Genomic DNA, 22,766 nt, shown 5'->3' on the forward strand with positions numbered 1-22,766 from the left:
AAGTGACGAGTTCAAGTTATAAGAAAGGACTGGATATATTGTATGAAATCTTGTCTAAAGTGTTCGTAAATAAAAAAGCAGCTAGCAAAAGCTAACTGCTCGGGTAATGGAATATGGTTCGAAATGGGTTGTCTGCAGTATTAACGGAATATTGAGTTTTATTCAGGGGGGATTACTAATTATGTAGGTTACATGAGAAGTCCTATTAACATCCAGGCTGCCCCAATTAGCACTAAAGTTTCAAATGTAATCCAAAATTTTCTTTTTTCTGGTTTTTGAAATTCCTTAATTACAGAGAATAAAGCACTGATTCCTACAAGAGTGAAAAGAGCAATTCTGATTGTTTCAGTCATCTACATCACCACCTAATATTTTAATAATTTAATTATATAACAATTACCATTTTGTAGAAACTAAACAAAATAATCCTTTTAATAGAAAGCGAGGTTGGGAGAATGAAAGCTTTGAAGAAAAAAATTAGAAAAGCTATCGCGCGTCGCACAAAGGAAGTAGAGAAATATCAAATCGATAACGCTTGGAGAAATATTTTTGTGAAAGCTGGAATAATAAAATAACAGTACTGGAGGGATAGAAAATGAATAGTAAACAGTTTTTTGGAATGTATTGGGCTCTTTACTTAATCATCATGTTTGTGACCTTTAGTAATGCGAAAAGTTTCATACAAGCTGGAATCATTTTGGTACTTGTAATTTTGATTTCGGAAGTTGATCATAAATATGGATTTTATAAGGGTAGCAAGAAAGCTAAAAGCAAATAAATATAGTCCGGCTAGAAAACTAGAGGACACCAATTCATTAAAGCAGCAATAAAAGCTGTTTTAGGAATAGGTGTCCTTTTTATTTTGAAAAGGGAGATGGGGAAATGAAGGTGTTAAAGGATCAGCTACGTGAATGGAAAAAGCAATCGAATCAAACGAAAAAGAAAACTAAGAAAAAACGAAAAGAGAAATTAAGTACTCGTGACATTGAAGATTTAATGGGGATGCATAGACCTTGCTATGAACGAAGACGTGGAGCAATAAGACAAAAGTAATTTAAAAATAAAAAGGAGTGGTCTTACATGACTAAACAATTATCTTTCTTACCAAAAATCGATAGAACAGTGACACAAGAGGAATTAGAAGGTGTGTTGGAAAGCATACGTATACATAGACAATTTGGGATGATGCGTAAAGAAATGAAAGTCACTCCTTCTTATGAAATACGTGAGCACGGTCCTACACATACAGTTGGAAAACCGTTAGAAGATGTTGCTATAGCAAATATTCAACAAAGCAAACGAGAAGAGTGGCTTGAAAGAATGTCAGTACGCATTGATCAGTTTCTAAATCGATTAGGAAATGGACGTGCTGGAAGTATCCAAAGAGATATTATTTATAAACGTTATTTAGAAGAAGAGGACGTATGTGATTACATGGTTTATAACGAAATAGGGATGTCAGAGCGCACTTATCGACGTTGGAAGTCTAAAGCGTTTTATAAACTTGCTTTTGCACTTGGATTAGAAGTTTACGAGACAGAAGAAACGGGAGGTAATGAATAATGAATTTCGTTCAACCAATACGTGATCCAGAGCAAATACAGCAGCTAAAAGTTTATTTTAAGGAGAAGAGTTTACGTAATTACATTCTCTTCATTATGGGAATTAATACAGGCTTAAGAATCTCGGACATTTTGAAATTGAAGGTAGGAGATGTCAAAGGTAGTCATATATCTATGAGAGAAAAGAAGACAGGGAAACAGAAAAGAATACAAATTACTGCAGCATTGAAAAGAGAGCTCAAATGGTTTATTGAAGAAAGAGAAGATAATGAGTACCTATTGAAAAGTAGACAAGGTAGAAATCGTCCAATCGGTCGTAGCATGGCATATAAGATATTAAGTGGAGCAGCGGCAGAGTTCGGATTAGATGAAATAGGAACACATACGTTGAGAAAGACCTACGGATATCATATGTACATGCAAACAAAAAACATAGCATTACTTATGGAGATATTCAATCACTCGTCAGAGAAGGTCACATTACGTTATATAGGCGTAAACCAAGATGCAATGGATAAAGCAATGACTAAGTTTAAAATCTAATCACTGCTTATTTCTTTTTAAATCTAGGGGTATCGCCACATTCCTATCAACTTAAGAATTCAGGATTACCCCAAAACCAAAAAATAAGCTATTTTGTTACAAGCTAGCACAAAAATTCGTTTTTGGGTTACTAAAAAATTTTAACTTGATAACTATGTGGTGAGGGGCTACCTCCAGCATTTCGGAACCCCTCACGCTAAGCAAAAAATACAATAAGTCGCAATTCAATGTATCTAGAAATTTATAAAAATGCTTTCCAGATTGCTTAACTGGAGGGCTTTTTTTATTCTCATGATTCTCGATATAGAAAATCAATAAATAGGATCTACTTAACATTAGCTCCCGTTATCAGTTATTGGATAACTACTTAAAACCAAAAAGGAATTTGCCAATTTTTTTGCAAAACTCAATGGTGGTTCAATAGATTGGATATGAATATACATAATCAATGGTTTCATATATAACCAATGATTATGTAAGGCGCTAACAATAATCCCTTGTTGAACAATTGATTGCATAAATAAAGGAATTTCTTCTTGTAAAATAGCGATTTCTCCAAGGTTCAACGCATTGCCATTTTGATCTAGCGATTCAAAAGATATCCCAACCGGTATCACTGAGGTGCTTGGTCGTCCTTGAACCAGCACTTTAATATTACGACGCAAGGAGACAGAACAAACACCTTGATTTATGTTGCTTTTTCCATTAAGAATTTTAGCAAATTGTTCACAAATAAAATTAAGGTTGTTCATAAATCTTATACCCCTTTCTTATCAGATAAAAGTTACTATATAAGTATTAATACTCGTCCATTAGCTTTTATATAAGTAATTTAAGTAACTCTATCATTATATTTCCTCTTACAATCATGTCTCTTTTTAGTTCTTGAGAAACTTGACAACAGAACCGAGATTAATTCATCTACAAGAACTATTTAATGTCATTGAACATAATAAATTCTTTTACAATGATACATACTATCCTTATGTAAATCGTTATAATACGAACACGCAATCTTAAGAGGAGGAGCTACTTATGTCTGAACATATAGAGATTATTTTGAGAACACTGTTATCTTTCTCGATTTTATTTATCGGAGCTAAAATATTAGGAAAGCAGATTATCGCTGAAATGAATACCTTTGATTTTATTGGTGCTATCTCTATCGGAAGTATTATTGCAAATTTAGCATTTAATTTAAATGTAAAAACTCATCATGCAGTTATAGCTTTTCTTATTTTAGTATTTGTCATTTTAATGGTTAGCTATATATCCATGAAAAGTCGGATAGGCAGAAAGGTATTTGCTGGAAATCCAACAGTCATTATGGAAAACGGAAAAATTTTAGAAAATAATATGCGGAAAATGCGCTATTCTCTAGATTATTTAAACCAACAATTAAGAGAGAATGGTATTTTTAATATTGAAGAAGTTCTTTATGTCGTAGTTGAAACAAATGGTAAAATATCTGTTTTGAAAAAACCTGAATATCGTACTGTTACAAAACAAGATTTAAATATAGCAACAAAAAAAGAGTGTAAACTTCCCATCGAGCTAATTATGGATGGAGAAATTATGACAGAAAACCTAAGGCAAAACAATCACCCGGAGTTAGAATTACAATGTGAGCTAAAAAAACGTAACCTTAGCTACAAAGATGTTACGTATGCTGTACTTGCAGCAAATGGAAACATTTATATTGACACATATAAAGATAATATTACTTCTCCAATGGACCAAGAATAGGCTATTTCTTAAAAACACAGGTGAACATATATTAGCTTATCTCCAAGTAATAAAATCTCTCCATAACAAAAATTCTATGCAGTATTGACTACTGATAACGATAATTATGTAAATAAGCTGTCCACATGGGCAGTTTATTTTATTTTTGTCTTAGCTTGTTTTTCAAAATGTTAGTGGTATCTCTATACGGTTACTCATAATTTTCGCACTGTGTAACTCAAAAGAGAAAGTGAAATGAAATCAATGATATCAAGGGATTAAACGAAGGATTCAGTTACACACAATATAAGATATGGGTAACTGTTATTTATACGTTAACAGTTAAAGTGTATGATTAAAATAGATTAATTTACAAAGGGGATGAGTATTTGAAGGGGAATGGTGTGCAAGAAATTATAAGTGTAGCTGAAGAATTTGGCTTGGATAGTATGGTTGACATAGGCATGGATCTAATGCCGTACGTGAGTAGTTTTAGAAATATGGTTAAATTTAATAGGTTAGAAAGAAGGATGAAAGAACATAGTAATCAACTAAAAAGGATTGGTCAATTGTCAAAAAGCAGCACTCTTGCAGCAGATTATATAGCGGAAAGAATATTCCCAATCGTATTAGCTGATTTAATCGAAGAACATGAAGATGCAAAAATCAATTTAATATTAAATGGATTCGAGAATGTTTTTATCGAAGAAAAATCCGAAGAGAGTATAGTAATAAATTATTATGACACATTACGTAATCTAAGATATAAAGACGTTAGAAGGTTTTTTGATCTTGTAGGAGTAACTGGTAGTTATGACACACCTTTAATCATTACAGAAGAAGCTGCCATCATATCAGGTATCGATGTTAAATTAGAGAGTAATGGGCTAGTTAGTATAGATAGGGTAGGAATAGGACACGGTCAATATGCATTTGTTAGTCCGGCTGATGTAAAAGAAACGCACTATGGTAAAAGATTTTTAAAATTTATATTATCTAAAGAGAAAAAAGTGGCAGAGTCTTGACCGCTTTTTGGCAGTAAATGTGCCGGTTGTTTTGGAATCAACGTGATATATTTGTATTGTGAGAAGTGGCGGAAAACACGACTCATAAAGATTCCTTTATGATCGGTATGTCTAAATGGTTTCATAATGACGGCACATAAAATCCGAAACCAGCAGATGGTAATGATTGAATGATACCGTTATTAAGGAGAGCTTTTGCTCTTCTTCCTGTTACTTAATAATATTGGTGCAGATAAATGTAACAGAATTAGGTGATTGGAAGAAGGGTAAAACTTCATGTACCGTATTTATAGTAATGAAAAATATTTTGAAAAAAGGGCAACTGATGTATGGTTGCTCTTCCTGGTGATTATTTAAGGTTTTCATTGTTTTTATATGGAAGTGAATGGTAAAATTGTGTTAAAACGATATGGGGGATAAGTAATGGAGAATCCAAATAAAGATAAAACCTGTTTTATTATCACACCAATTGGTGATGATCAATCTGATATAAGAAGAGCAGCTGATGGGGTAATAGATGCTGTAATTATACCTTCATTGATAGAGATGGGTTTTAAGGATGAGAACATTGATGTTGCGCATCGGATGTCAAATCCAGGGTCTATCAATAAACAGGTAATTACTAGTGTTTTAGATTGCGATTTAGCTGTAGCTAATCTCACTAATTTAAATCCCAATGTAATGTATGAACTTGCGATTAGGCACGCAGTAAGAAAACCGGTGATTCAAATTTGTCAAAAAGGAACAAGATTACCTTTTGATATTACTGAGGAACGTACTATCTTTTATACTAATGATATGGCAGGTGTAATAGAATTAAATACTACATTTAAGGGAATGGTTACTCAAGCAATTGATGATGAAGAACCGGATAACCCTATTTACAGAGTAATAGAAGGTAATACAATTATGAAGAGTATTGATATAAGTGATCCTTCAAGGTATTTGTTAGAACACTTGAATAAATTAGAGGATCAATTGTCTGATCTAACGACTTCTTTAAAACCAAATAAATATAAACAAGGATATGCTAGAAATGTAAATATGCAGAATGACGGAATAAGAAAACAGACGTTTAGCTTCACAATGGATATTTCAAAAATATCTCCGAGACAATTGGAGGAAGAAATTAGAAAGTTTATAATTGAAAATCCAGATGTTTCTTTCAAAGCCCGCTATTTGGGGGATGAAGCGATAATAAGTATTTATTCATCCAATACATTAGCAATTGATGGTACAGTTCAATATATCTTAAATCAAGATGGTGTTACATTTGGAAGTTCTGCTAATGCTGAAATGGTATGAAAATGTATTTTAGGGGATTTATACATATACTTTTTGAAAAATAATATATGTGAAATAGAAAAAGGCATCCATTGGGGGGTGCTTTTTATTATGTAGAAAGATAAGGGGTGAGGGAAGGTGAGTGAGAATACCAGAATCATCAAATGTGATAAGTGTGGAAGAGATATATTAAAGTCAGATAATCCTTTTTATATTTCTATTTGTACGTGTGGAACGATGATTAAGTATAAGGAGTGAGGATAGATGCAAGTATATTGTTCCAATTGTAATAAAGGTTACGACATGCAACCACAAGTAGCACTGCTTCCTAATCGCATTGAAAAGTGTTACTTTATATGTCCTCATTGTAGCCATGAACATATTGCTGCATATGTGAACGACAAGATCCGTAAACATCAAGCGGATATAGCAAAGTGTCATGAACGGATTAATAAAAAGAATCTTGCTATTGAGGATGAAATGAAACGGTTAAGGAAGAGGATGGAAGGTGCCAAGTAAACCATTCAAACCCTGTAAGTCGTTAGGTTGCAACGAACTAACAAGGGATAAGTATTGTAGTAAGCACCAAGATAAAGTACAGGAGACCACAAGATACTATGACAAATACATACGAAACAAAAGCTCACGTTCATTCTATAACTCCAAACCATGGAGAGATATGCGTGAGCTTATTTATCGTAGAGATTATGGACTATGTGTTCAATGTAGAAGCAATGGCATCATTAAGATAGGTGATGTAGTCGATCACATCATTCCAATTCGTGTGGATTGGTCAAAACGATTAGAACCAACTAATTTACAAACGCTTTGCCATGCTTGCCACAACAAGAAAACAAAAGAAGATGAGAAGAAAAACAAGAAGTGATTTGAAACAAAAAATTATAAACAACCCCCCACCATGAAAAAGCAAAAGGCGACTCTCTGGAGACCGCCGCCTAGCTTTCCATACAAAAAATTCGTTTTATTTCATAAAAGGGGGTTCAACCAAAGGAGGTGGTTCACATGGGACGAAAAGCAAAGCCGATTCATTTGCAAATACTTGAAGGGAATAAAAACCGATTAACTAAACAAGAAATAGAGCAACGAGTGAAGGCTGAACAAAGTATTCAACCAAAAACGAATAGAATAAAAGCTCCAACTTGGTTAAATGCAGTAGCTAAAAAAGAATTCAATCGTATTTCTAAAGAATTAATGGAATTAGACCTTATTACGAATGTAGATATTAATGCTTTGGCGGCTTATTGTGATGCCTACTCTGATTACGTTGAATGCACAAAGATTATCAGTGAAGAAGGGCTAATGGTAGAGTATACAAATAAAGCGGCTGAAACCAATAAAGTTCCACATCCCTTATTAACTAAAAAGAAACAATTGCATGAACAAATGAAGTCGCTGGCAATTGAATTTGGATTAACACCAAGTTCTAGAGCATCTTTAGCAAAACCAAAGGGTGATGATAAACCCAAAACCAATGCGGAAAAGCGGTTTGGTGATAGGGTATGAGACTAGAAGAAAGGCTAATGCAATATGTTTATGACATTTCGGACGGTAACATATTGGCTTGTAAGAAACATAAATGGGCTTGTGAGCGTTTTTTAAGAGATCTAGAACGTACACAAGATGATGAATGTCCATTCTATTTTGATATTGAACAGTTGTATGATTTTTATGAGTGGTGCAAGCAATTTAAACATTTTAAAGGTGTACTAGCAGGGCAATATATTGAATTAACCGATTTTCAGTTATTCGTCGCAGCTAATATATTTTGTTTTCTTATTAAAGATACAAATAATAGACGTTTCCTACGTGTATTTATTGAACTTGCAAGGAAAAATGCAAAATCGCAATTTTTGGCCCTTATCGCTTCTTATATAACGTTCTTATCTGATCAACAAGAAGAGTGCTATATAGCTGGTTGGGATAGACAACAATCAAGCCTTGTTTACAATGATATTTTAAAACAACTTGGTGCATGTGATATGTTATCCAAAAAATATAAGGACTCTTATGGGAAAATCACGCATATAAAGAGTGGTTCAACAATAACACCACTTTCTAAAGAAGCAAAAAAGACTGGTGATGGCACAAATCCATCTCTCGGTATCGTTGATGAATATCATGCTCATGATACTAGTGAGATTTATGATGTAATTGATTCTGGAATGGGCGCGCGTGAAAATACATTAATGTTCATTATTACCACAGCGGGATTTAACATTAATGGACCTTGTTACAAGGAGTATAAATACTGTTCAAGGATATTAGATCCAGATGATTTAGGTGTAGAAAATGATGAGTATTTTGTTGTTATTTGTGAACTTGATAAAGATGATGATATTAAGGATGAAACTAATTGGATAAAAGCCAATCCAATTGTAGCAACTTATGAAGCTGGAATGAAGAAGCTTCGAAGTGATTTGAAAGTCGCCCTTGATAATCCTGAAAAAATGCGGTCTTTTCTAACGAAACGTATGAATATTTGGGTTAACCGAAAAGAAAATGGTTATATGGATATGTCTAGATGGAACAAATGCGATGGTGTAATTGAGTTGTCAGAACTAAAAGGTATGGAGTGTACAGTAGGAGCTGATTTATCAGCAAAAATCGATTTAACTAGTGTTGATTTCGAATTCAAAAAAGATGATAACTATATTGTGATTAGCCATAGCTTTATACCAGAAGATACTTTAGATGAAAAAATGAAAACAGATAAAGTACCATATGACATTTGGGCTCAGCAAGGTTGGATTACTGTAACGCCGGGTTCAGTGGTAGATTATAATTTCGTTAAAGAGTATATAAAAACGATGGAATCAGATAATGATTTTAAAATAAAAGAAATATGTGCTGATCCATGGAATGCAACTCAGTTCATGCAAGACATGGAAGCAGAAGGATATGTTGTTGTAGAAATTCGACAGGGTATGGCTACTTTATCAGGGCCAACGAAAGACTTTCGGGAGCAAGTGTATCAAAAGAAAATTATTCATAATAATAATCCGGTACTGAATTGGGCAATTGGAAATGCTGTTACTAAGCAAGATGCTAACGAAAACATCATGTTGGACAAGTCAAAAGCAACAGAGAGAATTGACCCGATAGCGGCTGTAATTAACTCACACGTTCGCTGTATGCTCAATTTTGGTGAGATAGATTTAAATTCATATATTTTAAGTCAAAATTTCTCATTCTAGGAGGAATGACATGTGGTTTTTAAGGTTCTTTTTCAGTATTTTAGATGATATTTTATTCGTTTCAGGGTTGTCCATTATTATAGGGACAACTTTTTTTATTAATCCTATTTACGGATGGTATTTGTTAGGTGTGATTCTTACAATCCTGGGGGTGATAATGATCAGAAGATAGAAAGGAGGTGAAACTTTTGATCTTTCGGCAGTTATTTAGGAACCAGGATACAACAGATTTAAAAAATCCAGCTCCTTGGTTTAAAAGTTTATTTGGTTATCAAGCCGCAAGTGGCGAAAAGGTAACCGTTGAATCATCTTTAAGTGTTCCAACGGTCTATCGATGTATTAACATCCTTGCCAATAGTGTTGCAATGCTTCCTTTTCAAACGTTTAAAAAGACAGTAAAGGGAAGAGAACGGGATAAGGCACATCAAGTGTCTTTTATTCTAGAAAGAAGACCAAATCCTTATCAAAGCCCATTCAAATTCAAACATTTAATTGAAACACACCGTAATACATGGGGAAATGCCTACATCAATATTCATTGGGGTGTGGATGGAAGACCAAAAGAATTATGGGTACTGAATCCAGCTGTTACAACGCCCACTGTAGACCTAAAGACCAATAAACTATGGTATTTTACTAGTTTGCCAGGTGGTACGTCTATAAAAATACCTGATGATGATATTATTCATCTTACTACATTGTCTACTGATGGTTTAAAGGGGAAACCACCTATTCAAATTGCCAGAGAGTCTATAGGTAGCTCACAGGCGGCACAAAAATTTAAAGGTAAGTTCTTTACAAACGGTGCAGCGCATAGCGGAATATTAAAAACGCAACAAGCACTTGGTAAAGAAGCAAAAGATGTTCTTCGTGATGCATGGGAAGAGGCAAATACAGGGTTAAATAATGCGCAAAGAATAGCTATTTTAGATGCTGGACTAGAGTTTGAAAAGGTTGGAATGCCTTTGAAAGATGCTCAATTCATCGAAGGTATGAAGTTTGATAAAGGTGAGATTGCAAATATTTTTAATATTCCTTTGCACATGATTAATGAGTTGGATCGTGCTACTTTTTCCAATATTGAGCAACAAGCGTTGGATTTTATTCAAAATACATTGAGTCCAATTCTTATTCAATATGAAGAAGAGTTTTCTTATAAAACATTTTCGTTTAATGAGCAAAAACGATATTACTTAAAGTTTAATTTAACAAGCTTATTACGTGCTGATTCTAAATCACGAGCAGAATTCTATAAAATTATGTTAGATGCTGGTGCTTTCTCAATCAATAAAGTATTAGAGCTTGAAGATATGGATGGAATCGGGGAATACGGTGATAAACATCGTGTTGATTTAAATCATGTATCTATTGAAATTGCGGACGAATATCAATTAGCAAAAGCTAATGGAGGTGTACCGCAGAAAGGAGGTGAGGGCGATTAAAGATGTGTTTACTATTAAAAACCAAACAGATTCTTCAGCTGATTTATTCATTTATGGTGACATTATAAATAATACTGGGTGGAAATGGGATGATTCGGACGTTATGCCTGATGATGTGAAAAATATTCTAGGCCAGTTAGATGATAAGAGTAACTTAAATATTTATGTAAATAGTGGTGGGGGATCTGTATTTGCTGGTCTAGCTATTTATAACATGTTGAAGCGTAATAAAGCGCAAAAAACTGTCTATGTGGATGGAGTTGCAGCATCTATTGCTTCTGTAATTGCATTAGCCGGTGATCGTGTTGTCGTTCCTTCTAACGCATTCTTAATGATTCATAAACCATGGACTGTTGGTGTAGGGGATGCAAATGACCTTCGTAAAATGGCAGAGGACTTAGACAATATTGAGTCAGGTATCATGAATGTATACAAAGAAAACTTAAAAGAAGGCATTGAAATTGAAGAAATTCAACAATTAGTAGATGCTGAGACTTGGTTAAGTGGTGAAGAAGCTGAAAAATACTTCGATATTGAAGTTGTGGAAGCAAAAGAAGTTGCCGCTTGTATGAGCGATTACTTTGATAAATATCAAAAAACACCTAATAAAGTAGTTACAAAAGCTCCATTTATTCCAAAGAAGGACAATAATGAACAATTAAAAATTCAAAATGCACTAGACCTGTTAGAACTATAGGTCTATTTTTTGTGCCAATACAAGGAGGAAATACCGAATGGATAAACGTGAACAAGAATTACGTCAAAAAGTTGCTGACTTAAAAGCGAAAGCAGAAGAGTTTAATAATAGCGGTAAATATGAAGATGCAAAGGCAAAAATTGAGGAAGCAAAAAACGCTAAAAATGAATTAGATAATTATTTAGCAATGAAGCAAATTCAAGTTCCCGAGCCTGTAAACTCACAAGCAGGAGTATTACCTCCAGCATCAGTTAAAAATGAAGATCCATCATACAAAGACGTATTTATGAAAGCTATTCGTGGTCAAAGTTTAAGTCATGAAGAAGCAAGTGTTATGCAGGAATATAAAGCAGCTTTATCTGAGAATACAGGTAAAGATGGTGGTTATATTGTTCCAGAAGATATTACTACAACTATTAATCAGTTAAAACAAACGGTTGATAACTTAGAAAAATATGTAAATGTACAACCTGTTTCAACAAATAAAGGGGCTCGTACATTAGAAAAGCGTGCGGCATCAACACCGTTTGCTCCATTATCTGAGTACGGTAAGCCGAATGCAATGCAAGAAATTGCTTCTCCTGAATTTGATCGTTTATCTTATGCTATTGAAGATTACGCAGGATTCTTACCAGTACCAAATGATTTATTAGATGATACAGATCAAGCTTTAGAAGAATATTTACGCCAATGGATCGCTAAGAAATCTATTGCTACTCGTAACTATCTAATTTTACAAGAACTCAACAAATTGACAAAGGTTGATTTTAAAGATTATAAGGGCATTAAAACAGCGTTAAATGTTACATTAGACCCGGCATTTGCAGCTGGGGCTAATATTTTTACTAACCAAGATGGATTCAATTACTTAGATCAATTAGAAGATAAAAATGGTCGTCCGCTTCTTCAACCAGATCCAACAAATCCAACACGTAGTTTGTTGTCAGGAAAACCGGTTATTACTTTGTCCAATAAGACAATCGCTACAGATAAAGATGGGAAAGCGCCTTTCATTGTTGGTAATTTAAAAGAAGCCATCATTCTTTGGGATAGAAAACAATTATCCACCGATATGACTACAGAAGGTGGAAACGCTTGGAGAACAAATACTTCTGAATTCCGAGCAATCGAGCGTGAAGATGTTACGCCATGGGATACAGAAGCAGTTGTGTATGGACAAATTATTGTTACGCCTAAAACAGGAGCTTAATAAGGTAGGAGGTGTCCTTCTTGGTACTAACATTAGAGGAAGCGAAAAAGTATCTTCGTGTGGATGGTGATGAGGAGGATGATCTCATTACATCTTTCGTAATAGCAGCTGAAATATATATTAAAAATGCTACAAGTAAAAATGTGGACTTAAAGAGCGAGCTTGCTAAATTAGCAGCTCGTATTTTAATTTCTCATTGGCATGAAAACCGTGAAGCGGTTGGGAAAGCTGAACAATTAGCATTTAGTTTGCAGTCAATATTAGTTCAATTGCAATATTGTGGTGGTGATTCAAGTGAATCCAGGGAAATTAGATAAACGTCTTACATTTCAAACAAAAGACGATGAAGCAAAGAGCCCAGACGGTGATCTGATAGAAAGTTATAAAGATTCTTTTACTGTATGGGGTTCTTTTATTTTTTTAAAAGTAAGAAAATACTTTGAAGCAGCCGCAGCTAATAGCGAAATCCTAGGTGAAACGGAAATCCGATATCGCGCTGATGTAAATGCTGATATGAAGATTAAGTATAAGAACGTAATGTATGACATTATTTCAGTTATTCCAACTGAAAAACACACCTTATCAATCATGTGGAAGCGTGGTGGAATGAATGGCTGATGGTGTTGAGTTTTTAGGATTTGATCGCTTGATATCTGAATTAGAGCAAATGGGTCTGCGTGGGGAAAAAATTGAAGATAAAGCTCTTGCAGCAGGTGGTGAGCCTATTCGAAAAGCTATTTCTGAAATAGCCCCAAGAAGTGATAGTCCTAAAAGAGCAACGAAAAGTGAACCGTGGCGTACAGGACAACATTTGGCTGATAATATACGAGTTACAAAAGCTAAAATGGAAGGTGGCATAAAAACTATTAAAATTGGGATAGATAAAGCAGATCGCTCTCCATTTTTCTATGGGAAGTTCTTAGAATGGGGAACGTCTAAAATGCCAGCTCAACCATTTATAGAACCGGGTTTTAATTCTTCAAAAGAAGCGGCAATTCGCGCTATGACAGATATTTTGAAGAATGAAATGAGGTTGAATCTATGATAAATTTACGACCCGAAATTGTACAAGCTCTTGAAAATAATCAGGGGCTTGTTTCTTTATTGGGCGGAAAACGTTTTTATTATCGTAAAGCCAAAAACGCTGAAGAGTTTCCGCGTATTACGTTTTTTGAATTAGACAATAGGCCAGATGGATTTGCAGATAATGATGAAAGCGGAAGCAAAATCACATTCCAAATCGATATTTGGTCAAAAAGTAGTACAACAGTGATTCATCAAAAAGTGAATGAAATCATGAAAAGTATTGGTTTCTCACGTTATGCGGTTGCTGATTTATATGAAGATGATACACAGATTTTTCATTACGCGATGCGATTCGCGAAAGGAGTGGAGTTATAGATGGCTGGAGAAATTATTACAATTAGTTCGACTGTCGGTGTAGATAGTCTTGTTTATGCAAAACTAGTAAAAGATGATGCGTCAGGTGTTTCATATGGAGATGTAAAAAAATTAGAAGGGGCAGTAAAGGTTAAAACATCTAAAAAAGTAGCTTCAGAAATTATGTGGAGTGATAACAAAAAATCAGAGATTGCCGAATCTGATGGAGAAGTAGAAGTTGAAATTGAAGTTCGTGGACTTTCATTATCAGCAAAAGCAGATATTGAAGGATATCCAGAAGTTACAGATGGTGTATTAGATGAAAAGCGTGAAGGTGATAAACCATATTTGGCAATTGGATGGCGTTTCTTAAAGGCTAACGGGAAATATCGATATGTTTGGTTGTTAAAAGGGAAGCTTTCGCAAGAGGAAGAAGAAGCCGAAACTAAGAAGGATAAACCGAACTTCCAGACTACAAAACTTAAAGGATCGTTCATTGAACGTGATTTTGATGATAGACCGAAATTTACGGCTGATGCTGATGAACCTACGTTCACAAAAGCCATTGGTGATAATTGGTTTAAAAAGGTATATGAAAAACCAGTAACACCACCAACAGGAAAGTAAGGGGGAGCAAAAGCTCTCTCTTTTTTATTAACTAAGGAGGAATAAACTATGAAATTAACTTTACGAATCAATAAGGAAAATGAAACTTTTAATTTACCGGAGTTCATTCCAGCTCGTCTAATCCGTCAGGCACCTGAGCTTGCTGAAATTCCAAATAATCCTGGTCCAGAGGATATGGATAAAATGGTCAAATTTGTAGTGAAAGTATACGATGGACAATTTACATTAGATCAATATTGGGATGGTGTGGATGCACGTAAATTCTTATCGACTACTTCAGATGTAATTAATGCAATTATTAATGAAACAGTGGAAGCGGCTGGTGGCAATTCTGGATTTGGAGAAGAAGAAAACCCAAACGCGTAGAGGGAGGAGGGCTAACATTCAGTGAGTTTATGGATGAGCTCTACCTCTCTTTATTACGCCAAGGATATAAACATCATCACATCGATAATGAAATGGATATTTGGCATTATTTAAGGTTAAACCAGAAATACCGTGAACAAGGTGAATCAAATAGCCAAAATCAGAATTCGAATGAAATTGAAGTTCCAGCAGAAAACATTATCTAGCAAGGGGGTGAGACATTGGCGAATGAAATGAATAATCTAGTAGTTAGGCTTTCCCTTGATAATGTGAATTTTCGTCAAGGTATTGCGAATTCAGGACGTGCCGTAAGGACTTTACAGAATGAATTGAAATCAATCAGTACTGGTATGGGTGGTTTTGCAAACGCTAGTGAGCAAACACGAGCCAAAACGGATGCACTTAATAGATTGATTGAAGCACAAAAAGAAAAAGTTAGAGCATTACGCCAAGCCTATGATCAAAATAAGGCTAAGTTGGGTGAAAATGATGCAGCAACTCAACGATACGCTTCACAAGTCAATAAAGCGGTTGCTGATTTAAATAGGTTTGAAAATGAATTAAAACAAGTAAACCGTCAAGCTGAACAAAAAGGGATGGATAAGTTAAATAATTCTTTGAAATCTTTACAGGCTGAATTTCAGTCTATTACAACAGGCATGGGCGGTTTTTCTAATGCAACAGAGCAAACACGGGCAAAAATTGATGTTCTCACTCGCATGGTGGATAAACAGAAAGAAAAGATTAGGGAACTTCAACAAGCCTATAATCGCGCAAAAGCAGAAGAAGGCGAAGCGAGTCAATCGGCACAACATTATGCTGAACAAATCCATCGTGCTACAGCTGAACTTAATCGATTTGAAACTGGGTTACAGCATTCAAATCGTGAATTAGAGCAGCAAGGCAATCGTTTATTGAATTTTGGTAATCGCATGGAGACATTAGGTAACCATTTGCAAAATGCAGGAATGCAAATCGGTATGGTGTTTGGCGGAATGACTTATGCTATAGGACGTGGCTTAAAATCCGCGGTTACTGAATCAATGAATTTTGAACAACAAATGGCTAACATTAAAGCAGTATCTGGTTCTACTGGAGAAGAAATGAAAAAGTTAAGCGAATTAGCTATTAACATGGGAGAAACGACAAAGTACTCTAGTGTTCAAGCAGGACAAGGTATAGAGGAATTAATAAAAGCCGGAGTTAGTTTAACAGATATTATAAATGGAGGTTTAGAAGGTGCTCTTAACTTAGCTACAGCAGGAGAGCTAGAATTAGGCGAGGCGGCAGAGATTGCATCCACAGCCTTAAATGCATTTAAAGCAGATCATCTTTCAGTAGCAGATGCAGCTAACATATTATCAGGTGCAGCAAATGCATCAGCTACAGATGTACGTGAACTGAAATATGGTTTAGCAGCATCGTCAGCAGTAGCAGCAGGAGCTGGGATGACATTTAAAGATACAGCTACAACTCTAGCGGTATTCGCTCAAAATGGTTTAAAAGGTTCAGATGCAGGTACATCCTTAAAAACTATGCTTATGCGGTTAAACCCATCTACTAAAGAAGCGTATAATAAAATGAAAGATTTAGGTCTTATTACTTATAATGCACAAGCTGGTTTTGATTTTTTAGTTAAAAACGGTATTCAACCAGCTTCCAGAAACGTAGGGGATATTGAAGTTGCATTAGAAAAATACGTAATGAAAACTGAAGGTGTTAAGAAATGGAATGATAAGTGCGATACGACATTCCGTGAATTAGCAACAAGTTCAGCTTTCTTATCATCAAAATTCTATGATCAACAGGGGCATATTCAAAGTCTAGAAAATATTTCAGGAACACTTCATGAGTCTATGAAAGATTTAACAGACCAACAACGAAGTATGGCTTTAGAAACATTATTCGGTTCGGATGCTGTACGTGGTGCAACTATTCTCTTTAAAGAAGGGGCAAAGGGTGTTAATGAGATGTGGGATTCCATGTCGAAGGTTACAGCAGCTGATGTTGCAGCAACTAAAATTGATACTCTACAAGGACGAATTACATTATTAGACTCAGCATTTTCTACAATGAAAAAGACAATTGGTGACGCGCTTGCTCCTGTGGTTAGTGCTTTTGTTGCTGGATTGCAGAAACTTGTGGATGGATTTAACTCATTACCAGGGCCAGTACAAAAGGCTATTGCAATTACAGGTGGTGTTGTTCTTGCTTTAACGGCTATTGCAACAGTTATTGGAGTAGTTCTAGCAGCGGTTGGAATGGTTATGTCAGGGATTGGAGCATTAGCAACATCATTGGGAATTGTTGGTGGTGCTGCGGGTCTTGCTAGTGCTGCGGTTGGATTCTTAGGAAGTGCAATAGGTTTACTATTTGGTCCAGTCGGCTTAATTGCAGCCGCTCTCATTGGAACTGGGGTTGTCGCATATAAAGCATATCAAAAAGCAACAGAGGATAGTATCGCTTCGGTAGATCGTTTTGCTACGAATACGGAAGGTAAAGTTAGCTCATCCACAAAGAAAGTCCTTGGTGAGTATTTCAAGTTATCTGATGGCATTAGACAAAAGTTAACTGAAATTAGATTGAACCATGAAGTGATAACTGAAGAACAATCACAAAAGCTAATCGGACAGTATGATAAGTTAGCTAATACAATTATAGAAAAAACAAATGCAAGACAACAAAAAGAGATTGAAGGCCTTAAAAAATTTTTCGCTGATTCATACGTTTTAACAGCAGAAGAAGAAAATAAGCGTATCGAACAACTTAATCAGCATTACGAACAAGAAAAATTAAAGACTCAAGAAAAAGAAAATAAAATCAAAGAAATTCTACAAACAGCGGCTAGAGAAAACAGAGAGTTAACAACATCTGAACGTATCTCCTTGCAAGCTTTACAAGATGAAATGGACAGAGTTGCTGTAGAGCATATGTCTAAAAATCAAATGGAGCAAAAAGTAATTCTTGAAAATATGCGTGTACAGGCTAGTGAGATATCAGCAAGACAAGCAGCAGAAGTTGTGCAGCATAGTGCCGAAACTAGGGATAAAGTCATTGCAGATGCGAAGAAAACGCGTGATGACAAAATTGCAGAGGCTATTCGGCAACGAGATGAAAATAAAACGATTAATGCCGATGAAGCCAACGCGATTATTGCAGAAGCAAAACGCCAATATGATAGTACAGTTTCTACGGCAAGAGATAAGCATAAGGAAATTGTGAGTGAAGCAAAAGCGCAAGCTGGGGAACATGCAAATCAAGTGGATTGGGAAACTGGACAAATAAAATCTAAGTTTGAAGTTATGAAAGATGATGTTGTTCGAAAAATGAAAGAAATGGGTTCGGATGTTTCCAATAAATATGACGAGATGAAAAATGCAGCCAGCAATAAAGTAGAAGAAATAAAAAATACAGTTTCAAGGAAATTTGAAGAAAAGAGAAAAGCTGTCGTCGATAAAATGAAGGAAATAAAGAATGATATTGAAGATAAATGGAATACAGTTGAAAAATTCTTTAATACTATTAATCTTTATTCTATTGGTAAAAGTATTATTGAAGGTCTTGGACGAGGTATAGATAGTGCATCTGGTGGTCTATTTACAAAAGCATGGAACATGGCACAGGATATTAGAAAAACATTTTCTTCAGCGTTACAAATAAACAGTCCTTCGAAAGTTATGATTCCTATAGGAAGTGCTGTTCCAGAAGGTGTTGGAGTTGGTATAGATAAAGGGAAACGTTTTGTTGTGGATGCAGCAAAAAATGTAGTTGGAACGGTTAAGAAACAGATGGGGAATATGCCATCTGTTTTTGATTTTGGATTCCAAACGTCGCATTACAGTATACCTAATGATACCTTAAATGGATTCGCAAATTATAATCAACCTAATGGTGGACAAAATGTTTCAACTAATAGAAATATGTATCCAAATAGATCTTTTGATGAAAAGGAAATAAAACTTACTGTAAACATGACCAATGTTCTTGATGGTAAAGAGTTAGCGAATGGTACGTACGAGTACACCACAGCGCTTCAAGAACGTAAGCGAAAACAATTAGAGCAATTTTAAGGACGGTGATACGTTTGGGTAAATTAAACTTTACATTTAATAATATTCAAAAAGATTATATTCAAATGCTAGTGGGAAGAAAACGTCCTTCATGGGCTCCCGTTAAACGAAACCTTGTCAAAGTACCTCATCGTCCAGGTGCTTTTTTTATGAATACAGAAACACAGGAGCGTCGTATTGACGTTCCTATTGCTATTAAAGCGAAGAAAAATATGGCTGATTTACAAAAGATAAAAGAGGATTTAGCGGAGTGGTTATTTACAGAACAACCTACTGAACTCATTTTTGATGATGAATTAGATCGAACCTATTTGGCTCTTATTGATGGTTCTATAGATTTAGAAGAGCTAGTTAATAGAGGTAAAGGAATTATTACGTTTGTATGCCCTATGCCATATAAACTAGGACCTACTCGAACGGTAGAATTTCAAACAAATAATCCTGGATTAATTGCTAACGTTCAAAATAAAGGAACTGTAGAATCAGAGCCTATTATTGAAATTGAAGTTGAAAATCCTTCTACATTTTTAGATGTTTGGAGGGGGAATGAATACTTCCGAATTGGTTATCCATTACAAGCAAATCAACTTCCGGTAGAACGTAAGCAGCGTGTAATGTGGGATGAAATGTCTACAATAATAGGTTGGACAAATGTATCGGAATTTGAAGACGCCAAAGGTGGCGGTGCACTCAAAACAAATGGACATCAAGTGTATGTAACTGATTATGGGGATAACAGTTATAAGGGCCATCATGGCGCAATTATGAAAAAAAGTATTCCTGGTGGACCAATACAAGATTTCATTATGTCTTCATACGTGAGATTTATTAGTTCCAGTTATGTTCAAATGGGACGAGTTGAAATAGCGTTACTGGACGAAAGTAGTAAGCCTGTCGCTCGCTTATCAATGAACGATGTGTTTTGGGAAGCAGAAGAAACACATGGGTTCGCTAAACTTGCTTATCCTGGTCATCCAGCGGAACAAACCATGATTAATACGCGCGGTAAGTATTTGAACACTTGGAATAACTTTTACGGTAGATTACAAGTATATCGAATCGGGAATGAATGGGGATTTTTCATTACAAAATTTGCCGAAGGAACTGAGATAGATGATGCCGGAGCAAAAGCACGTTGGGTAGATACAGATGGGATTTTAATGAATAAAGTCGCGCAAATACAACTTTCTATCACGCAATGGTGGAATAATGATCCAGCGCAAACGATAACAGTTGATGATATCAAGGTTTGGAAAGTAAACCAAAATACAAGTGATAACCCTCCTTACATTATTGAAAAAGGGGATAAAGTTCGAATTGATACGGAAAAAAGTCTTGTGAGTATCAATGGCGCAAGTGCAATTAACCTAAAGGATTTATTTAGTGATTACCCTAAAATCAATCAGGGCCAAAATAAACTAGAAATCATGCCAGCAAACATCGGAAAAGCAAAGGTGATATATAGGGAGAGGTATAGATGAGAACACCTAGCGGTATACTTCATGTCGTGGATTTTAAAACAGAACAAATCGTTGCAAATATCCAGCCAAAAGATTATTGGGATGATGTACGTCATTGGGAAATTAAGAATAATATCGATACTTTAGAGTTTAAAGTATTTGATAATACAGAACATGCAGCAACACTTTTGCAGCAAAATCTAGTGTTAAAAGAAGTACGTGATGGCCGTATTGTTCCTTATGTTATAAACAATGAGGTTGAAAAAGATTCAAAGGATAGATCGGTCACTGTTCATGCTTCTGGTGCTTGGGTTCAAATTTCTAAGTCAGGAATTATAAAACCTCAAAGGATAGAAAGTAAAACAGTAAACGAATTTATAGATATAGCTCTTGAAGGTATGAAATGGAAACGTGGTAAAACTGAATATTCTACATTCCACACTATGACAATCGACGAATTTATTGATCCACTTACGTTTTTAAAAAAGATTGCTTCTTTATTCGATTTAGAAATTCAATATCGTGTAGAAGTAGTTGGTTCACAAATCGTCGGTTGGTACGTGGATATGGTGAAAAAACGCGGTAGAGACACTGGTAAGGAAGTAACTTTAGGAAAAGATTTAGTCGGTGTTAGACGTATTGAGCATTCTAGAGATATTTGCACGGCTTTAGTTGGATTTGTACGAGGCGAAGGTGACACGATTATCACGGTTGAAAGCATTAACAATGGTTTACCTTACATTGTAGACAATGATGCATTTCAACGATGGAACAAGCGCGGTCAACATAAGTTCGGGTTCTACACACCAGAAACAGAAGAACAAAATATGACACCGAAACGTCTTATGACTCTGATGAAAACAGAGTTAGCAAAACGCGTTAATACTTCTGTTACTTATGATGTAGAAGCAGCTGCTATTGGGCGTGTATTTGGTCTAGCTCATGAGTTAATTAATGAAGGTGACACAATCCGAATTAAGGATACTGGATTTACACCTAAATTGTATCTTGAAGCAAGGGCAATTGCTGGTGATGAATCATTTACCGACCCTTCACAAGATAAATATGTATTTGGTGATTATCGTGAAATTACCGATCCGAATGAAGAAATGCGAAAATTATACAATAGAGTGCTTGCTTCTTTAGGTAATAAAGCCAATAAAGAACTATTAGAACAACTAGAAAAATTAACAGAAGAAGCGAAAGGTACAGCTGAACAAGCTCAGAAAGAAAGTAAGGCGGCAAAGGATATAGCGGAATCAACTCAAGAATACATGGAACAGAACCTTGTAGATATCATAGAAAGTGTTAATCCGCCAACAACAGGTCTTAAACCAAATAAAACACTATGGCGTGATATTAGTAATGGTAAGCCTGGTAATTTGAAAATATGGACAGGTATAGTATGGGAACTTGTCGTTCCAGATACAGGACCATTACAGCAAAGTATTAAAGATGTTGAGAAAGATATTGAATCAACAAAAACAGAATTAAACAAGAAGGTTCAAGAAGCACAAAATCAAGCGACAGGACAATTCAACGAAGTGCAGGAAAGTTTACAAGGTGTCAACCGTACAATTTCTAATATCGAAAATAAACAAGGTGAAATTGATAAGAAAGTAACTAAGTTTGAACAGGATTCTAATGGATTTAAAACTTCTATTGAATCGTTAACAAAAAAAGATACTGAAATTAGTAATAAGTTAAATACGGTTGAATCGACTGTGGAAGGCACAAAGAAGACTATTTCTGATGTGCAACAAACAACAAGTGAACTTAAGAAAACAACAACTGAAATTAAAGAAGCAGCAGGAAAGATTAGTGAAAAATTAACAAGTGTAGAAAAGAAATTTAATGAGCAAGAAATAGGAGTACGTAATTTAATATCAGATACGAAATATTGGGAAACGACGCAAATAACTTCAAATTCAGCTTATGGAGTATTTAAGAATAACTTAAATCAAATATTTAGTGAATTAGCGGGTGAAACTGTAACATTTAGCTTCGATGTGAAAATTATAACAACGGATAAAACGGCAGGTCGTGTTCAGTTCTATGGTGAAAACGGTTCACCTAAATATACATTCGTTAGACAAATATTCACAGGAATTACGGAAGAATTCCAACGGGTTACGTACACTACAAAAATTACAGAACAGA

The 22,766-nt window shown here is 35.1% G+C and carries 27 protein-coding genes; 25 read left to right on the top strand and 2 right to left on the bottom strand.

What is annotated here, in order from left to right:
• Positions 1 to 188: 188 nt before the first annotated feature.
• Complete coding sequence (locus OXT04_RS28490; RefSeq protein ID WP_000140899.1) at positions 189 to 353, bottom strand: hypothetical protein; 165 nt, start codon at positions 351 to 353, stop codon at positions 189 to 191.
• 102 nt (positions 354 to 455) lie between these two features.
• On the opposite strand from OXT04_RS28490, the gene OXT04_RS28495 reads away from it, so the two are divergent.
• The 5 genes from OXT04_RS28495 to OXT04_RS28515 all read left to right on the top strand — a co-directional run bounded on the left by OXT04_RS28495 (position 456) and on the right by OXT04_RS28515 (position 2,105).
• Complete coding sequence (locus OXT04_RS28495; RefSeq protein ID WP_267418883.1) at positions 456 to 575, top strand: DUF3983 domain-containing protein; 120 nt, start codon at positions 456 to 458, stop codon at positions 573 to 575.
• A 20-nt stretch (positions 576 to 595) separates the two neighbouring features.
• On the top strand, positions 596 to 778 hold the full coding sequence (locus OXT04_RS28500; RefSeq protein ID WP_048558844.1) for a hypothetical protein: 183 nt from the start codon (positions 596 to 598) through the stop codon (positions 776 to 778).
• A gap of 104 nt (positions 779 to 882) precedes the next feature.
• On the top strand, positions 883 to 1,053 hold the full coding sequence (locus OXT04_RS28505; protein ID WP_179953506.1) for a hypothetical protein: 171 nt from the start codon (positions 883 to 885) through the stop codon (positions 1,051 to 1,053).
• 27 nt (positions 1,054 to 1,080) lie between these two features.
• Positions 1,081 to 1,563: an ArpU family phage packaging/lysis transcriptional regulator gene (locus tag OXT04_RS28510; protein ID WP_267418884.1), complete on the top strand. Its 483-nt coding sequence runs from the start codon at positions 1,081 to 1,083 to the stop codon at positions 1,561 to 1,563.
• Positions 1,563 to 2,105: a site-specific integrase gene (locus tag OXT04_RS28515; RefSeq protein WP_267418885.1), complete on the top strand. Its 543-nt coding sequence runs from the start codon at positions 1,563 to 1,565 to the stop codon at positions 2,103 to 2,105. Before OXT04_RS28510 ends, OXT04_RS28515 begins: the two co-directional genes overlap by 1 nt.
• Before the next feature lie 335 nt (positions 2,106 to 2,440).
• On the opposite strand, the gene OXT04_RS28520 is transcribed toward OXT04_RS28515, so the two are convergent.
• On the bottom strand, positions 2,441 to 2,857 hold the full coding sequence (locus OXT04_RS28520) for a DUF1259 domain-containing protein (protein ID WP_242305538.1): 417 nt from the start codon (positions 2,855 to 2,857) through the stop codon (positions 2,441 to 2,443).
• A 283-nt stretch (positions 2,858 to 3,140) separates the two neighbouring features.
• Between OXT04_RS28520 and OXT04_RS28525 the strand changes: the two genes are divergently transcribed.
• The 20 genes from OXT04_RS28525 to OXT04_RS28620 form a co-directional block, all read left to right on the top strand.
• A complete protein-coding gene (locus OXT04_RS28525; RefSeq protein WP_267418886.1) occupies positions 3,141 to 3,851 on the top strand; it encodes a DUF421 domain-containing protein in 711 nt (236 codons plus the stop codon).
• Positions 3,852 to 4,219: 368 nt separating this feature from the next.
• Positions 4,220 to 4,855, top strand: coding sequence for a hypothetical protein (locus OXT04_RS28530; protein WP_267418887.1), 636 nt, complete (start codon positions 4,220 to 4,222; stop codon positions 4,853 to 4,855).
• A 423-nt stretch (positions 4,856 to 5,278) separates the two neighbouring features.
• The gene (locus OXT04_RS28535; protein WP_199630329.1) at positions 5,279 to 6,160 is read left to right on the top strand and encodes a hypothetical protein; all 882 of its coding nucleotides are present in this window, start codon (positions 5,279 to 5,281) and stop codon (positions 6,158 to 6,160) included.
• 243 nt (positions 6,161 to 6,403) lie between these two features.
• The gene (locus OXT04_RS28540; RefSeq protein WP_267418888.1) at positions 6,404 to 6,658 is read left to right on the top strand and encodes a hypothetical protein; all 255 of its coding nucleotides are present in this window, start codon (positions 6,404 to 6,406) and stop codon (positions 6,656 to 6,658) included.
• Entirely contained in the window at positions 6,648 to 7,025 is a 378-nt protein-coding gene (locus OXT04_RS28545) for an HNH endonuclease (protein ID WP_098648435.1), read from the top strand. Before OXT04_RS28540 ends, OXT04_RS28545 begins: the two co-directional genes overlap by 11 nt.
• A gap of 128 nt (positions 7,026 to 7,153) precedes the next feature.
• Complete coding sequence (locus OXT04_RS28550; protein ID WP_029141185.1) at positions 7,154 to 7,663, top strand: phage terminase small subunit P27 family; 510 nt, start codon at positions 7,154 to 7,156, stop codon at positions 7,661 to 7,663.
• The gene (locus OXT04_RS28555) at positions 7,660 to 9,354 is read left to right on the top strand and encodes a terminase large subunit (protein WP_097822103.1); all 1,695 of its coding nucleotides are present in this window, start codon (positions 7,660 to 7,662) and stop codon (positions 9,352 to 9,354) included. The genes OXT04_RS28550 and OXT04_RS28555 overlap by 4 nt, the downstream gene beginning before the upstream one ends.
• Positions 9,355 to 9,542: 188 nt before the next feature.
• Positions 9,543 to 10,796 carry a phage portal protein gene (locus OXT04_RS28560; RefSeq protein ID WP_267418891.1) on the top strand — a complete coding sequence of 418 codons (1,254 nt, stop codon included), beginning with the start codon at positions 9,543 to 9,545 and terminating at the stop codon, positions 10,794 to 10,796.
• Positions 10,783 to 11,493 (top strand): head maturation protease, ClpP-related, encoded by a 711-nt coding sequence (locus OXT04_RS28565; protein ID WP_267418892.1) that lies wholly within the window; start codon positions 10,783 to 10,785, stop codon positions 11,491 to 11,493. The genes OXT04_RS28560 and OXT04_RS28565 overlap by 14 nt, the downstream gene beginning before the upstream one ends.
• 37 nt (positions 11,494 to 11,530) lie before the next feature.
• Positions 11,531 to 12,703, top strand: a complete 1,173-nt coding sequence (locus OXT04_RS28570) for a phage major capsid protein (RefSeq protein ID WP_267418893.1) — start codon at positions 11,531 to 11,533, stop codon at positions 12,701 to 12,703.
• Positions 12,704 to 12,723: 20 nt separating this feature from the next.
• Positions 12,724 to 13,020: a head-tail connector protein gene (locus tag OXT04_RS28575; protein ID WP_097822099.1), complete on the top strand. Its 297-nt coding sequence runs from the start codon at positions 12,724 to 12,726 to the stop codon at positions 13,018 to 13,020.
• Entirely contained in the window at positions 12,998 to 13,321 is a 324-nt protein-coding gene (locus OXT04_RS28580) for a phage head closure protein (RefSeq protein WP_267418894.1), read from the top strand. The genes OXT04_RS28575 and OXT04_RS28580 overlap by 23 nt, the downstream gene beginning before the upstream one ends.
• A complete protein-coding gene (locus OXT04_RS28585) occupies positions 13,314 to 13,748 on the top strand; it encodes an HK97-gp10 family putative phage morphogenesis protein (RefSeq protein ID WP_006921164.1) in 435 nt (144 codons plus the stop codon). The genes OXT04_RS28580 and OXT04_RS28585 overlap by 8 nt, the downstream gene beginning before the upstream one ends.
• A complete protein-coding gene (gene gp17, locus OXT04_RS28590; RefSeq protein WP_267418896.1) occupies positions 13,745 to 14,104 on the top strand; it encodes a tail completion protein gp17 in 360 nt (119 codons plus the stop codon). The genes OXT04_RS28585 and gp17 overlap by 4 nt, the downstream gene beginning before the upstream one ends.
• A complete protein-coding gene (locus OXT04_RS28595; RefSeq protein ID WP_097822096.1) occupies positions 14,105 to 14,710 on the top strand; it encodes a major tail protein in 606 nt (201 codons plus the stop codon).
• A 48-nt stretch (positions 14,711 to 14,758) separates the two neighbouring features.
• A complete protein-coding gene (gpG, locus tag OXT04_RS28600) occupies positions 14,759 to 15,076 on the top strand; it encodes a phage tail assembly chaperone G (protein ID WP_097822095.1) in 318 nt (105 codons plus the stop codon).
• Positions 15,077 to 15,105: 29 nt separating this feature from the next.
• Positions 15,106 to 15,282 (top strand): hypothetical protein, encoded by a 177-nt coding sequence (locus OXT04_RS28605; protein ID WP_153588223.1) that lies wholly within the window; start codon positions 15,106 to 15,108, stop codon positions 15,280 to 15,282.
• 15 nt (positions 15,283 to 15,297) lie between these two features.
• Entirely contained in the window at positions 15,298 to 19,146 is a 3,849-nt protein-coding gene (locus tag OXT04_RS28610; protein WP_267418897.1) for a phage tail tape measure protein, read from the top strand.
• Positions 19,147 to 19,160: 14 nt separating this feature from the next.
• Positions 19,161 to 20,627, top strand: coding sequence for a distal tail protein Dit (locus tag OXT04_RS28615; RefSeq protein ID WP_267418898.1), 1,467 nt, complete (start codon positions 19,161 to 19,163; stop codon positions 20,625 to 20,627).
• Positions 20,624 to 22,766 (top strand): phage tail spike protein (locus OXT04_RS28620; protein WP_276591314.1); only part of this gene is annotated, 2,143 nt, incomplete at its 3' end. The genes OXT04_RS28615 and OXT04_RS28620, both read left to right, overlap by 4 nt.

The sequence above is a fragment of the Bacillus sp. GC_Bacil_1 genome, from assembly GCF_026540675.1.
Classification (GTDB): Bacteria; Bacillota; Bacilli; order Bacillales; family Bacillaceae_G; genus Bacillus_A; species Bacillus_A cereus.